The organism is Mycobacterium sp. NPDC003449 (assembly GCF_053588415.1).
Genome location: NZ_JBSFPX010000072.1, coordinates 15,385 through 31,661 on the forward strand (window position 1 = coordinate 15,385; position 16,277 = coordinate 31,661).

Annotated in this window: 7 protein-coding genes; all 7 read left to right on the forward strand. The window is 68.1% G+C overall.

From position 1 onward, the window contains the following. The first annotated feature begins 235 nt into the window (after nucleotides 1-235). Nucleotides 236-673 carry a YbaB/EbfC family nucleoid-associated protein gene (locus tag ACWDTP_RS19025; protein WP_450022499.1) on the forward strand — a complete coding sequence of 146 codons (438 nt, stop codon included), beginning with the start codon at nucleotides 236-238 and terminating at the stop codon, nucleotides 671-673. A 4-nt stretch (nucleotides 674-677) separates the two neighbouring features. After that, on the forward strand, nucleotides 678-974 hold the full coding sequence (locus ACWDTP_RS19030) for a WXG100 family type VII secretion target (RefSeq protein WP_450022500.1): 297 nt from the start codon (nucleotides 678-680) through the stop codon (nucleotides 972-974). A 57-nt stretch (nucleotides 975-1,031) separates the two neighbouring features. Continuing rightward, on the forward strand, nucleotides 1,032-13,100 hold the full coding sequence (locus ACWDTP_RS19035) for a toxin glutamine deamidase domain-containing protein (RefSeq protein WP_450022502.1): 12,069 nt from the start codon (nucleotides 1,032-1,034) through the stop codon (nucleotides 13,098-13,100). Beyond that, nucleotides 13,097-13,345 (forward strand): DUF7161 family protein, encoded by a 249-nt coding sequence (locus ACWDTP_RS19040; protein WP_450022504.1) that lies wholly within the window; start codon nucleotides 13,097-13,099, stop codon nucleotides 13,343-13,345. The genes ACWDTP_RS19035 and ACWDTP_RS19040 overlap by 4 nt, the downstream gene beginning before the upstream one ends. A 2-nt stretch (nucleotides 13,346-13,347) precedes the next feature. Then, the gene (locus tag ACWDTP_RS19045) at nucleotides 13,348-13,584 is read left to right on the forward strand and encodes a hypothetical protein (RefSeq protein ID WP_450022506.1); all 237 of its coding nucleotides are present in this window, start codon (nucleotides 13,348-13,350) and stop codon (nucleotides 13,582-13,584) included. A 5-nt stretch (nucleotides 13,585-13,589) separates the two neighbouring features. Continuing rightward, a complete protein-coding gene (locus tag ACWDTP_RS19050; RefSeq protein ID WP_450022508.1) occupies nucleotides 13,590-15,101 on the forward strand; it encodes a hypothetical protein in 1,512 nt (503 codons plus the stop codon). A 166-nt stretch (nucleotides 15,102-15,267) separates the two neighbouring features. Next, nucleotides 15,268-16,194, forward strand: coding sequence for a WXG100-like domain-containing protein (locus ACWDTP_RS19055; RefSeq protein ID WP_450022509.1), 927 nt, complete (start codon nucleotides 15,268-15,270; stop codon nucleotides 16,192-16,194). The last annotated feature ends 83 nt before the right edge of the window (nucleotides 16,195-16,277 follow it).

Here is a 16,277-nt window from a genome sequence, read left to right on the forward strand (position 1 = left end):
CGGCCAGGAAATCTCGTATGTCGACCGGCCGTCGGCAAAGCATGATGCGAGCGAATGAGTGATCATGGCAATTCGCCATGTGTTCATCCGCAGGTCACCCAAATGTGGGAAACGCGATACCGATTCGACTAACGCGCTGGCAGCGGACTCCGGCATCTGGGAGACTGATCCGATTCCGTTTCCGACGTTGCCGGGTGAGGTGAGACAGCTGAGTAACGATGCCATGCGGCACCAGATGACGGAGGTGCTCGCTCTGGTCTCCGAACAGATGGCCGATATCGCGGCGATGCAACAGGAACAGGCCCAACTCACCGCGACCGGTGAGGCGGCCGACGGCTTGGTCGTGGTGACCGTCAACGCCCAGGGGCATGTCATCGGGACCGCGATCGACGAGTCCTACCTCGACGAGTTCGAATTCGAGGAACTCGGCGAACACCTCACCGCCGCCGCGCAGTCGGCGGCACAGGCCGCGGCAGACGAGGTGGCCGCCATGATGGTTCCGCTCGGCGAGCGGCGCAGGATGATGCCCGCCCTGTCCGAGATCGTCGACGGCGCACCCGATCTACGCGATCTGACCGACTCCGTGCTGGGCCACGACGGCCCGATCGGCCCTCCGCGCGGACGAGACGACGACGGGCTGGACGAATCCGCCTTTCCCACGGTGAGGAGCTGAATCCATGTCGGGACCGTTCGGTGTGACCCCGGCCGAGTTGAGGGGCACCTCCAAGCATCTCAACGATGTCAGCGCCAGAATGAAAAAGGTGTTGTCGACCCTGCAGAACGATCTGGCGGCCGAGGGTGCGGCCTGGGGCGACGACAAGATGGGCGATCAGTTCGCCACCGGCGAGGGTGGTTATCTGGCGCAACGGGACTGGGTCGACGGTTCGGTGGTGACGAAGACCGATCTGCTCGACTACTACTCCGTCGGGCTCAAGGGGGCGGCGGACTCCTTCGAACACGACGACCAGGCGTAGGGCCGCCTCATCACCGGCTGGCACGCCGGCTAGCACCGCTGCCGAGCCGATTCGCTTATGGACATTGAGATCCCGCCCGGGCTGCAATGGGTGTCGTATCTCGCGGGCGGGGAATGGCCGCAGGGCAGTGAGTCCCGGACGCGGCAGATGGGCGAGCACTATCAGGCGGCCTCCGAGGCGCTCAAGGATCTGATACCGGAGCTGGACAGCGTTCGCGCCGAGACTCTTTCGGTGCTCTTCGGGGATACCGCGAGTGCCGCGCAGAAGCAGTTCTCGATGCTGTTCGGTGGCGATTATGCCGTGGACAAGCTCGCCACCGGTATCGCGGCCCTGGGTGAGGGCGCCACCAATTTCGGCACCGAGATCGAGTACAGCAAGCTGTCGATCATCGTCGGGCTGGCGCTCGCCGCGGCCGAGATCTCCTGGTGCCTGGCCATGTCCGGGCCGAGCTGGGGTGCGTCGACCGCGGCGATCCCGGTCGTCGAGCAGGCGACGGTACTGACGATCCGCCAGATCATCATGGCCGCGATGCGCCGCGTGCTGGCCAAGATGGGTCAGCTGCTGACCAGGACGATGATGAAACGCCTGGTGCACGAAGGCTTCAAGGAATCCCTCCAGGAACTGAGCCAGGGGTTGCTGCAGGAAGGGATCGTCCAGGGTATCCAGGCCAACGAGGGCCATGCCGGCTACCGGTGGGACCGGTTCAAGCAGACCGCGATCGCCTCGACGGTCGGCGGCGGGGCCGGCGGCGTCACCGCGGTCCCGGTGGCGCACGGCCTCGGCCCGGCCAAGAGCCGGCTGGGTGCCGCGACCAAGGGTGTCACGACGTTCTTCAGTGCCGGGGTCGCGGGTAACGTCGCCGGAACCATGTCCGTCGGTGGACAATTCGACACCCTGTCCATCATCGCGGGGTCGACCACCTCCAGCATCGGCGGGCTCAAGGGTGCCGGGGTCGGCCATGTATCGGGCCATCCCACCACCAATACCGAGCCCGGTTCACCCGGCTCGCCGCCGTCACCCGGCCAGCTCGACGGGCCCACCCTGGACGGACCGGACCTGGCCGATCCGGATGTCGGCACCTCGCCGGACACCGAGGAACAGGCCCGGGCCTCGAACACCCCCGACGACAAGCAGGTATCCCCGGCGCACGTCGCGGCCCGCGCTCAGAACAGCTCGGACAATCAGAACAATGGTGTAACGCAACGCGATCCGGCTGATTCGGCGAAGAGCCCTACCGCCGAGCGGGCACCGCACACCGATGACGACACGTCGGCGGCGCAACCCGCGGCGCGGGATGAGGACGTCGCGGCCACACCCGAGCCGGCCGCCGACCGGGATGAGCCCGCGGACCCCGACCCGGCCCAGGACGATTCATCCGACCGCACGGCCGATCAGGACCCGTCCGCCGCCGACCAGAGCGCGAGCGAGCCTTCGGATCACCATACGGAACCTGCTGCGCCCGTAGCGGACACCCCACCGCCGGCGGACCACGACGGGCAGGTTCCGGAAGGGCACGACCCTGTCGCCGCCGAACCGAGCCAGACGTCGGAGGAGAGCGGACCCGAATCCACCAGCACATCTGCGGCCAACCTGGCCACCGGGGCCGATGTCGCACCGGACACCGTTCCGGCGGGCCAGGACTCGACGGTCTCGAACAGCCAGATCGACGGTGTGGGCCCGGCGGCCCCATCGACCGCGGCATCGGCACCGTCGACCGCGGCGCCGTCATCGGCGACTACGGCGACGCCTTCAGCGACCACCACGACGCCTCCGGTATCGACCACACCGACGACGACCGGCACACCCCCGCCCACGGGTACGCCATCCACCACATCGACATCCGATGCGAAGAAGCAGGTTTCGGCTTCGCCGACGGTCGCGGCGGGAACCTCCGAGACGCCGGCGGTACCGGCCGCTCGCGTGCACGACAGCGCACCCGTGGCCGCGCGGACGGACCCCCAGCAGGACACCGGCGATACCGGTCCCACCGATCCGGACACCACGACCCCCGACGCGGCGACTACCGGCAGCACCGACCGGACCGGGCCGCGGGTCGACTGCGTGGACGGGGTCGCCCAGGCATTGTCGGAGCGGTTCGGCAGGCCGGTCCAGCTGACGTCCTTCCCCACGGCGCAGGGCAGGCCGGCCAGTTCGCTGTTCCACGCCTTCGGGTCGAGCGCCCAATTCGCCTCGTACTCCGACGTGGCCACGACGCTCGGTCGGATGGAACCCGGCTCCGCGGCGATCGTCACGTCCGCGTGGACCGGCGGCCCGCGCCAGGGTGGGCACGCCTATCTCGCGGTCAACGACAACGGGCAGCTCTTCCTGCAGGACCCCACGACGGGACGCCGGACACCCTGGCCACCCGGTTGGGGCCAGGATGCGGTGTTGCGCACGGCCGTCGGCTATCTCGACGCCCAGGGCAGCGCGGTCCAGCCGTTCCAGGGGCGGCCCGAACAGCTGCTCGCGGCCGCGGCCGTCGGCGATGTGCAGGGGCATCCCGACGGATCCACCGACGGCGAAAATTACCCCGGTGAGCGCTGGCGCGACGTCGTGCCGCAGAGCATGGTGGCGGATTCCGCACTGGCCAGGCGTATCCCACCGGTGGGCGTCGACGGGCTGCGCAACCCGCTGGGGTCGATGGAGGCGGCCGATGCGCGGGCCCGCAGCAACGCGGGCTGGTGGTCCGAACTGACCGGTGCCGAACAACGGGCCCTGATCGAGACCTACCCGCAGCACATCGGCAACGCCGAGGGCATCCCGGCCGCGGCGCGGCACGAGGCCAACACCCTTTCGCTGCGGGAACACCGCGATCAACTGCAGTCCCTGCGGGACAGCGGTCACCGGCTCACCCGCAGTCAACGCAACATGCTCACCCGTCTCGATCGCATCGACCAGGCGCTGAACCGGGCGGGAGACCTTGCCCAGCAACAGAATCTGGGTGGGCCACAGCTGCTGGCCTTTGACCACACGGCATTCGGCGGTGACGGCCGCGCGGTGGTGAGCTTCGGCGCGGATCCCTACACCGCCCAGTCGGTGTCCTGGCATGTGCCGGGGCAGGGCATGACGATCGACCAGATCGGCCCCTGTATGGGCGATGCGCTCAACCAACTGCAGTCGACAACCCAGGAGAACCCGGACGTCACCGCCGCCTCGATCGCCTGGATCGGCTACGACACACCGAGCGGTGCGAGCAGCTGGCGGGCGGCCGGGCACCGGATGGCCCAAGAGGGCGGGGCCATTCTCTACAGCGATATCCGCGCCTTCAACGCCGCCCGCGACACCTGGGCCGGGGGCGGTAGTCATTTCAGCGGAAACCACGTGTTCGCCCATTCCTACGGCTCGACCGCGACGAGCTACGCCGGCCGTGACGGGCGGCTGGCCAACGACGTCCGCACCATATCGCTGGCCGGCTCGCCCGGCACCGGGCCGGTCCGACAGGCCGGCGAATTCGGGATCGGGGACAACGTATTCGTCGCATCCTCGTCGCGGGACCCGTTCACCGCGCTGGGCGGCCGAACCCCCGAATCGGCCGGCCGGATCTTCGGGCGCGGTCTCGGTGTCGACCCGGCGATGGATACCTTCGGTGCGCGGCGCATCACCTCGGAATTCTCGTCGGATATGGACGGTCGCCACAGCCGTGGCACCCACAACTCGTACTACCGGTTCGCCGACCGGTCCTCCGCAACGCCGGTGCGCAGCGAGTCGCTGGCCAACTTCGGCCGGATCGCGGCCGGGCACACCGACCGCGTCGATACCGAGCAGCACCGCACCGCAGGCAGCCACCCCGGCCGTTTCTTTGGAACGCGTGAGCACACCGTCGAACCGGCCGCGGGCCGGCCACTCCGATTGGACGGCGAGGTCGAGACCAGGGGCGACCGCGATACCCGAAGGCCGTGGAACCCACGTTGGCACAACGAATCCGATAACCAGATCACCTCGGTCGACGAGGTCGTCGACACCAGAAGCCCTCGAGAGATCGCCGACGAGGCACTCGGGCAGTTGGGTGTGCCCGCCGCGGATCTGATGAGCCCGGCCGATCACCGCGTTGCGGTGGACGATGCGGTGACGCGGGCGCGGGACAACGCGCGCTGGTGGTCGGATCTGCCGGATGCGCAGCGGCAGGCGCTGATCGAGACGTACCCGCGTGAGATCGGCAACGCGGAGGGCATTCCGCCGATGGCCCGCCACGATGCGAATGCGCGGATGTTGCAGCGCCATCTGGCACATCGGGATCTGCTGGTCTCGCGCCGGGACAATGGTGTGGCCATCAGCAAGAAGGAGGGCCAGTTCGTCGAGCTGGTGGGTCAGATCGAGGCCGCGATACGCGCGGGCGAGCGGAATGCCGCCCGGCTCAACGTCGGTGGCCCATATCTGCTGGCACTCGACCCGGCGGCGTTCGGCGGCAACGGTCGCGCGATCGTCAGCTTCGGGGCCGATCCGTATACCGCACAGTCGGTGTCCTGGTACGTGCCAGGGATGACGACGTCGATCGGCAGCCTGAACACCATCATGCGGCGCGGGTTCAACCAGCTGCAATCCACCCTGCAGGAGAACCCCGACCTGTCGGCGGCCTCCATCGCCTACCTCGGTTACCAGCCGCCGGGCAGTTGGGACCCGCGGGTCGGGTCTCAGCGGATGGCCCGCGACGGCGGCCAGATCTTCGCGAGCGATATCCGGTCGTTCAACGCCGGCCGCGACGTATTCACCGGAGACGACGGGCATTTCAGTGGTAACCACGTGTTCGCGCACTCGTACGGATCGACCACGGTCAGTCACGCCGGGGACGGCCGCCGGCTGGCGGATCAGGTGCGGACCATCACGCTGATCGGTTCGCCAGGGGCAGGCCCGCTGCAGACCGCCGCCGATTTCGGTATCGGCGACAATGTGTTCGTGGCGGCCTCCTCGCGGGACGCGACCACCGGGTTGGGCGGTGAACACGCCGGCGACCGGGGCCGGATGATCCGGGGAATGGGCCAGGGTATCGATCCGGCGATGGATACCTTCGGGGCCCGCCGGATCACCGCGGAGTTTCCCGTCGGGTTGGATCACCGTGGGCCAGGCTCACGGATGACCCACAGCCTGTACTGGGCGTACCTGGACCCGGGTTCCACCCAGGTCCGCAGCGAATCGTTGGCCAACTTCGGCCGGATCGCCGCCGGGCGTACCGACCGGGTCGACACCGAAGGCCATCGCACCCTGGACCAACGCCCAGGGCGGTTCGGCGGGACCCGCGCGCGGACCGTCGAACCGGCCACCGGGCGTCCGCTGCGGATCGCCGACGATCCGGGTGCACGACACTCGGTCGACGGCAGGCACTGGTGGAACCCACGTTTCGCCAATTCGCCCGAGCTGACCGCCGATGCCCACGCTTCCGTCGAGGCGGGCACCCACTCCTCGCGGGATCTGCCCGCCGCCGAGGTGGCCGATGTTCAGCAGGTGCCCGCACCGGCCAGGGTGGTGGCCGACACGGCGCTGGCCGAGCGGGGGACGACGGCCGCCGATCTGACGAGCCCGGCCGATCACCGGGCCGCGGTGGACAATGCGGTGGCCAGGGCGCGAGATAACGCCCGGTGGTGGGCCGATCTGTCGGATGCCCAGCGGCAGGCGTTGATCCAGACATACCCACACGAGATCGGCAATGCCGAGGGCATTCCGCCGATGGCCCGCCACGATGCGAATTCGCGGATGTTGCAGCGGTATCTGGCACACCGCGACCTGCTGGTGTCCCGGCAGGAGAACGGGGTCGCCCTGAACTCCCATGAGGAGAAATACGTCAAGCTGATGACCGACGTGGAGTCCGCGCTGCGTTCGGCGCAGCGAAATACGGACCGGCTCACCGTCGGTGGCCCGTATCTGCTGGCACTGGATCCACGGGCGTTCGGTGGCAATGGGCGCGCGATCGTGAGCTTCGGGGCCGATCCGTATACCGCGCAGTCGGTGTCCTGGTACGTGCCAGGCATGACGACGTCGATCGCTAACCCGCGGACGATCATGCTGCGCGGGATCAACCAGCTGCAATCCACGCTGCAGGAGAACCCGGACCTCTCGGCGGCGTCGATCACCTATCTCGGTTACCACCCGCCGGGCAGTTGGGACCCGCGCGTCGGGTTTCAGCGGATGGCCCGCGACGGTGGCCACATCTTCGCGGCCGATATCCAGTCATTCAATGCCGGCCGTGATGTATTCACCGGGGACGGCAGCCATTTCAGCGGCAACCATGTGTTCGCGCATTCGTACGGGTCGAGCACGGTCAGCCATGCCGGGGTCGGTGGTCGGCTGGCCGGCCAGGTGCGGACCATCACGCTGATCGGTTCGCCAGGGGCCGGGCCGCTGCGGACGGCCGCCGATTTCGGTATCGGCGACAACGTGTTCGTGGCGGCGTCCTCGCGGGACCGCACCACCGGTCTCGGCGGCACGCACGAAGGTGACCGGGGCCGGACGATTCGGCGGATGGGCCAGGGTATCGATCCGGCGATGGATATCTTCGGGGCTCGCCGGATCACCGCGGAGTTCCCGGCCGCGCTGGACCACCGCGGACCAGGCTCACGGATGACCCACAGCCTCTACTGGGGGTACCTGGACCCGGGCAGCCTGCGGGTGCGCAGCGAATCATTGACCAACTTCGGCCGGATCGCCGCGGGCCGCGCCGACCGGGTCGACACCGAAGGTCATCGCACCCTGGACCAACGGCTCCGTCGGTGGTTCGGCGGAACCCGTGAGCATACCGTCGAACCCGCAACCGGCCGCGCGCTGCGGATCGCCGATGACCCCGGCGCTCACTACCCGGTCCATGGCCGCCATTTCTGGAACCCGAACTTTGTGCGCGACAACAACTGTGCCCACATGGTCGCCGACGAGCTGTCGGCGATGTACGGACACGACATCACGATCGACGGTCCACCCTCACCCAAGGGCGTCGCGGCCAGAAACTTGTTCGAGGCGGTCGGCTCGGCGGCGCGCTTCGCGACCTACGCACAGGTCCAGAGCAGGCTCGAACAGTTGGGCCACGGCGCGTCGGCCGTGCTGACCTCGAGCTGGAGCGGTCGCGGGCAGGGCGGCCATGCCTATCTCGCCGTCAACGACGGTGGCACGATCTACCTGGTCGACCCGCACAGTGGGGAACGCTCCGGATGGCCCCCACACTGGGGTCAGGACGCGGTCCGTCGCACCGCCGTCGGCTACCTCGACGCCAACGGGCATCCGCTGCGCGGTCTGCACGGCGATACCCGCCGCGAGTTGCTCGCCGCCGACCGCATCGGCAGCGTGCAGGGTGAGAACCATGCCCATAGCGATCCGGCGATCGCCGATGACGCTCTGCTGCAGCGGATCCCGCCGGTGCGACCCGATGAGTTGCGTGGTCCGCTCGGGGTACCCGAGGAAGCCCAGGCGCGGGCGAAGAACAACGCGGCGTGGTGGTCCGGCCTGTCCGATGCGCAGCAGCAGGCGTTGATCGAGACCTACCCCCAGCACGTCGGCAACGCCGAAGGAATCCCGGCCGCGGCGCGCGACGCCGCGAACCGCACCGTCCTGCAGGAACTTCGCGACCAGGCCGACCGCATCCAGACCAAGATCGACGAATTCGAGCGACCCAGCCGGGCGGAGCGCAAATTCCTGGCCAGGGCCAACGAGTTCGACCTGGCCTTGCAGAAGGTCGCGGCCGACGCGCAACGCGCCGGTGAGGATGGGCCGCTGCTGCTGGCGTTCGATCCGGTGGCGTTCGGCGGCGACGGCCGTGCCGTGCTCAGCTTCGGGGCCGATCCGTACCTGGCCGACTCGGTGTCCTGGCATGTGCCCGGCGTGCAGACCACATTGCACTCGATGTTCGGCTTCTACACCCACTCGGCGCTGAACCATCTGCAGTCGGTGCGGATGGAGAACCCGGGCCTGACGGCATCGTCGATCGCCTGGATCGGTTACGACTCGCCCAGCGGATGGAAGCTGTGGCACGCGGCGGGTCACGGATTCGCGCGCACCGGCGGCGACATCCTCCACAGCGATATCAGCGCATTCAACGCCGTGCACCAAACCACCCAGGCCGGAACGCCGTTCACCGGAAACCACGTGTTCGGCTACTCGTACGGGTCGACCACCACCGCTTACGCCGGGCAGGACGGACGGCTGGCCGGACAGGTCAGCACCGTCACATTGGTCGGTTCACCGGGGGCGGGCCCGATCACCCATGCCTCCGGTTTCGGCATCGGAACCGACAACGTCTTCGCCGCATCCTCATCTCGGGACGCGGTCACCGCGCTCGGCGGACGTACCGCCGATTCCTCCGGCCGGATTCTCGGCATCGGCCTCGGTATCGACCCGGCGATGAATTCCTTTGGTGCGGTGCGGGTGACCGCGGAGTTCCCATCCACCCAGAACCACCTTCTGACCGGCGGCACCCACCACGCCTACTATCTGCACGCCAACGCCGCACGCAACGAGTCGCTGGTCAATATGGGCCGGATCGCGGCGGGCCATCCCGAACGGGTACAGACCGAACAGCATCGCACCGTCGACGGCCGGCGCACCGTCGAACCCGCCGCTGGGCTGTCGGCCCACCGAATCTGGAATCCGCACTGGCGGTCCGACCAGAACTGCGCACAGGGTGTCGCCGGCGAATTGTCCACGATGTACGGGCGCGACTTCGAGATCGCGACCGCGCCGTCCCGCGCCGGCGTTCCGGCCAGGGCATTGTTCGAGGCGGTCGGATCGCACGCCGAATTCGCCACGTACGCCGATGTCGAACAACGCCTCCGCGAACTCGGTGACGGATCGTCGGCAGTGCTGGTGTCCCGGTGGAGCGGTGGGCGCGGTGGTGGGCACGCCTATCTTGCGGTGAACGTCGACGGGGACATCCAGCTCGTCGACTCCCACCGGGGGCGCTCGGGGTGGCCGCCGCACTGGGGTCAGGACGCGGTGGCCCGCACCGCCGTCGGATATCTCGATCCCAGCGGGAACCCGTTGGGCCGCAACGATGTCGATGTACCGCTGAAGTTGGCCGCCGCCGATGACATCGGCCATGTCCGCGGGCACCGCGACGATACGGACTTCCTGTGGCGGCAGCAGGACTACCGCGAGCAGGATCCGCGCACCCGACAGGTGGACACCCGTTACGCCCAGCCGTTGGACGAGGTGGTCGGCGGACTCGACCCGGCTCAGGTGCATCAGCTTGCCCGCGACCTCTCCGGTGGCTACGGGCCCTACCGCATCGAGTTCACCGGTGAGATCGTCAACTCCGAGGTCATGCTGACCGGCAAGATCTTCGAGGGCGTCACCCAGATCGGCACCACCCAACGGTCCTTCGAATATGACGGCAGTGGCAACCTGGTCACCTACAACAACGGCCTGGTCATCACGGACGCCACTAAGCAGGGTCAGGGTTTCTCCAGGGCACTGTCCGCCGAACTCGAACGGTTGTACGTCCGGTCGGGCGTCGACCGGATCGAGGTGAAATCCCATGGCGTCGGCAGCAACGCCTGGGCGCGTAGCGGTTTCACCTGGGATCCGACTCCGTGGAAGATGACGGAGTCGCTGGACAGCATCAAGAGTGCGGCGAACCGGCTGTCCGCACAGGTCAGCCCCGAGGGGCGGGCTGCGCTGGCGGAGCTGGTGGCGCGGCTCGAACCCGGCCACCCACGGCTGCCCGAGCCCATCGATGTGGCCACCATGGCCACCGCCGCGGAACCCAATCTGGGTCGGCTGCTGCTGCGGGGCACGGGTGTGAGTTTCGTCCGTTACCTGCCTGTGTCCCAGGAGAATACCCAGCCGCACACCGGGTTCATGGGACGGCTGCAACGCTGGTTGGGAATCGGCACCGCTGCGTCCTCGGCGCAGAACTGCGCGTACGGGGTGGCGGCCGAGTTGTCGCAACGCTACGGGAGCGACGTGCGGGTGCCGGTGGCACCGTCGCGTACGGGTGTTCCGGCGTGGGCGTTGTTCCAGGCTGTTCGGTCGAGTGCCCAGTTCGCGACGTATGACGATGTGGCGACGACGCTTCGGGATCTGGGTGACGGTTCGTCGGCGGTGTTGGCGTCGCGCTGGGCCGGCGGCCGCGACGGTGGCCATGCGTATCTCGCCGTCAACGACGGCGGTCAGCTGTTTCTGGTCGATCCGCACACCGGCACGCGTTCGGAATGGCCGCCGCACTGGGGCCAGGATGCCGTCGACCGCACGGCCGTCGGTTATCTCGATCCCGACGGAAATGCGGTCCACTCGCTGCGGGATGCGCCGCCGCAGGTCGACCTTGGCGCCGCCGACACCATCGGCGATGTCAGGGGCGCCCCGCGGCAGGATCCCGGCTTCCGGCCGCAACAGGAGCATTACCGCGCCCAGGATTCCACCACCCGCCGCGTCGATACCCGCTTCGCGAAGCCGCTGGGCGACATCGTCGACACCCTGGATATCGACCGGGTCCGGCAACTCGCCGCCGATCTGTCCGGCGAATACGGCCCATACCGCGTCGAGATGTTCCGGGCCGAGATCACGCGCTCCGGTGAAGTCATCGTCGGCGGACATATCGTCAGCGGTGACGAGGAGATCGGCTTCCTGCAGCAGACGTATGTCCGTGACGCCGAAGGTCACCTCGTGGCCCACCAGAACGTGGTGGAGATTCCGGACACAGCCTTCCGGCACAAGGGCTTCTCCAAGGCGTTCGGCGCCCAACTGGAGCAGTACTACGCGGATTCGGGCGTCGACCGGATCGAACTGCGCACCGAACAGGACGGCGGCTACGCGTGGGCCAGGCGCGGTTTCAGCTGGAGCCCCGACCCGGCGAAGCTGCAGGCCTCGGTCGACAGCGTCAGGGATTCGGCCCTGCGACTGCGCGATCGGGTCAGCCCGGAAGCACAGGCCATCCTCGACGACATCGTGCAGCGCCTCGACCCGCGCCGGCCCGACCTACCGGAACCCATCGACCTCGCGGCGCTGGCCACCGTCGGCGAACCGCACCTGGGTCGTGACCTGCTGACCGGCACCTACTGGCACGGGGTCAAATACCTCGGTGCCGCCGACGCGATCGGCGATGTCACGGAACCGACCGCCATCGACCGACTCGGTCTGGGCGGCCACCGTCCCGGCTCGTTGTCGACGGGTGAGGCCATCGGGGTCTTCGGCCGGGGCGAACTCCGGCTGCGCGAACTCGACGAGCAACTCAGCCGCGACGGCGTCAGCGCCCAAGACCGGGCCAGGCAGCTGGTGGACCTTCGAAATGAGTTGCGGTCCATGGCATATGCGGCCATGGACAATCGGGCCGCGGCGGAGTGGCTGGCGGCCAACACCGCCAACCCATCCCTCGAGGAGCTGGTCGCGGTGAACCAGGAGCGGGGACTGGCCGGTGACGCAGTCTACGAGGCGATCATCCAGAGCGCCACCCACAGCCGTCTCGAACCGGGGAGCCTGTCCGACGCCGAAACCACGCGGATCTACTCGCAGTTCGAGCTCGGACTGCGCGCGCTCAACGAGCAGATGATCGGTGAGGGCGTCGGCGCCGAGGACCGGGCGAGGACGCTGTCGGGGCTGCGCGGCTCGTTGCGGTCGTGGACCCGCGAGCTGATGGAGAACCGGTCGGCGGCGGAGTGGATGTCGGCCAACGAGAGCAATCCGTCGTTCGAGGATCTGGTTGCCCGGCAGGAGCGCAAGGGGCTGGCCGGCGATGCGGTCTACGAAGCGATCATCGACGGTGCCACCCATAGCCATTACGCGGCTGCCACCCTGTCCGACGACGACACCCGCGCCGTCTACACCACCATGGAACTCCGGATGCGGGAAGTTGGCGCCCAACTCCTGCGCGATGGTGTCGGCGCCGAAGAAAGAGCCAGGGCCATGTACGGCCTGCGCAACACCATCCGCAGCTGGACCCGGTTGCTCATGGAGAACCGCGAGCTGGCGGAATGGCTGAACGCCAACGAGTCCAACTCGACGTTCGATGAACTCGTCGAACGCGGCCGGGCAAAAGGCAGGGTGGGCGACGAGATCTACGAGGGCATCGTCGAAAGCTCGACCCGCAGCCGTGGCAGTGTGAACGATGCGCTCGGCATCGACCCGGAAAATCCGCCGGACCTGCCTCCGATGCGCGGACCCGACGACCCAGCCCAGGACACCGACACCGACACCGACACCGAGGAGCCGACATGACCGAACAGCCGCTGCGCTACGACCAGTCCGGTTTGCGCGGTAAGCGGGCCCGGGTGCTGGTCGAGGAACCTACCGACGAGATCGACTGGCCGGCGAACCTGCCTGCCGGGATCAAGACCGTGGTGATCGTCGATGACACACCCAATCCCCACCACACCCTGCGGGTGCACCCGCCGGACGACCCGGAACGGGTGGCCTTGGTGGTGTTCGACCAGTTGGCGCTGTGCCAGGATGGCGAGGAGTAGATATGGATCCGCGGCGGATTGAGCTCAACCGCAAGCACAGCCGGGAGATGGGTGCGCTGTTCAACCAGTTCCTGGAACGTCATCCGGACGTCGAGTCCGAGGTCCACGGTGCCCAGATGACACCGGAGCAGGATGCGGCCTGGACCTCCTTCAGTGCGGCGCTGCTGGCCCGTCAACAGGGCGAGCGCGCGGCACTGGCCGACCAAATCGAAGCCGAGCAGCAGGGCACGGGAAGGTAGAAGCAATGGAAGCGGCACAAGCGATTTCGCTGGTGGCGGACTGGATCCGGTCCCGTAATCTGGACTACCCGACGGAGGGACTGGAAGCGGACCGCTTCGCGGCAGGCTGGAGTGTGTACGCACCCGTCGACGTCGACGAGAGCGACCCGATGGCGTTCCTCGACATCCCGGTCGGCCGGTCGATATTCCTGGTCGGAGATTCGGGGCGGATCGAGGAGGTGTCGTCGTCGATTCCGCCGCAGCAGGCCCGTGACCAGTTCGCTGCCACCGAACGCGCCGGCGCGCCGACCCTCGCCGACGAGGCCGCCTTCATGGCCGAGTTCGAGCGGCAGTTCACCGAGGCCGGAGCCGGCGGCCCCGCCGCGGTGGCCGATTTCACCGTCGTCGACCACCACGCCGACGCCCCACCGGCCACCGCCGAGGACGAGGCGACCGCCGAGGAGGCTTCGCGTCTGCTCGAGCCGATCGCCCAGCAGTTGGCCCAGCTGGGCCCCACGGGCTGGGAGGAGCTCACCGCCGAGTTCGCCTTCACGGTGTCCTCGCAGATCGCGCAGCTGCAGTTCTATTCGGCGGACCGGGCCGGCCTGGTGCCGGTGCCGCAGTCGATCGCCGATCTGGTGGCGCGCCAGCGGGAGGTGGCCGCAAGGATGTCGGCGGGCCCCTGGTGGCGGCTGTTGCTCAACGTCACCAACCGCGGCGAGATGGCGGTCGAATACGACTACGGCGACGAGCCGTTCCCGGGCGACCAACTCGTCACCCCGGAGTACTACCGCGAGGACCTCGCGGCCCATCCGCGGACCCGGCTGCCGGTGTGGCTCGCCGGGTACGTCGCGGGCCCCGAGGCGCAGGGACGTGATGCCCGCCGGGCAGCGGCCGAGGCGGCCGCCGACAACACCGCCGGTCGCACCGCCACCGCCACCGATCAGCTGCCGCCGCTGCGTGACCTGCTCGCGAGATGGGGGACGATTGCGGCGGCGCACACCGGTGCCGGATCGGACTGGGGTCCGCGCATTCACCCGGGCTACGCCTGGTTCGAGAGCGATCGTCGCAGCGGATCGACGCTCTACCTGCTGCCCGGCGACCGGGCGGTGCTCTCGGGTGGCCGCTGGAACTCTGATCTACTCGAGGCCGCCTACAACGGCGGCGCCGCACTCCCCGACCTGTATACCGGCGCCCCGGCCTGGGTCAACGACAATGTGCTCAACACCCGGAATCGAAATGGGCTGTTGACGTTCTGCTTCTGGTGGGCCGGCGGGCAGTGGTACCGCGGTGCGACCGACGTGTCCGGGGAACTTGAGGCTGCGCTCCCGGCGGTCTGGACCCGTGAGGCGACCGTCGCCGCGATGGTCGATCAGTCCGGCGACGGCACCGCCGAACGGTGCCGGTCGCTGCTGTCGGCGGCCACCGCGCACACCGCGACGGCCGACGAGGTCGCGGCGCTGTTCAGCGACCGGCCGGATGCCGAGGTTGATGTCGCGGTCGATCAGCTCAGCCTGGCCGGGTTACTCGCCGAATGAGACTGCGGTCACACGGAAACGTGTGATGCGGCGCCCCGAATCGACGTCGAACTAGCCGGTAGCTGAACAGTCGGCGAACAGGGCCGTCTCGGATGGCTTCTGTGTGTGACCCGCCCCTAGCCTGAAATGCGATGCCGCATGGAATGTTTCGCTGCCGGGGGATCGGGTGACGATCCAGATTCCCGGCTACCTGCAGTGGGTCTCCTACCTGGTCGGTTCGCAGTGGCCCAAGGGCGACGAGGATGCCATGTTCCGGATCGGCGAGGAGTGGCATAGCCGCGCTGCCGACATGATGGTGCTGGTACCCGAGCTGAACCAGATGCGGGAGAAGACCAGGGCATCGCTGCAGGGCGTGACCGCGGGGACTGCCGACAGAGAATTCAAGCTGCTGTTCGACGGGGACGCTTCTGTCGAGAAACTTGCCGAGGCGATGGACGCGTTGAGTGGGCTCGCCGAAGCCACGGGGAGCAATATCGAGTACACCAAGCTACAGATCCTGACGTCGTTGGCGATCGCGGCATTTGAAATCTCGTGGGCCCTTGCGCAGACCTCGGTGACCTTCGGTGCGTCCGCGGCGGCCATCCCCCCAGTGGAAGCGGCTACGTCGGTTGCAATCAACAGGACCGTGTCGATGTTGCTCAAAAAGGTGATGACCGACCTCGGCAAGGCCATGACGAAGACCACCGTGCATCGGATAGTCAAGAAGTCGCTTGTTGAATCCTCAGAGGCGGTCGGGCAGGACCTGTTCGTCCAGAGCATCCAGCGGGCAAACGGGCACCAGCAGGGCTTCAACTGGAATCAGGTCGGTACGGTCGCGCTCGCGAACTCTGCCGGTGGTGCGGCCCAGGGCACGGTCAGCCTCTACGGTCAACGCGCGCTTGGTAACTCAGGTGTCAAGGGCGCCGTGGTCGGATATGCGGCAGGCATGTCCAAGAAGATCGTGGGCTCCGTGGCGACGGGCCAGCCGATCGACATGGTCGCGGTGCTGGGTTCGTTCAGCACCGCGGCGACCGGCGGAATCCGCGGCAGGGCCGCGGCCCGCAGTCGCGTCCACTCGACGGCCGACGGCGGAGCCCAGGCGGACCCCGATTAGAAGGAGTCGACCTTGACCAGTCCACTTGGGCTTACACCGAACGATCTACGCTGGAACTCGAGGTATCTCGCCGATATCAGCGG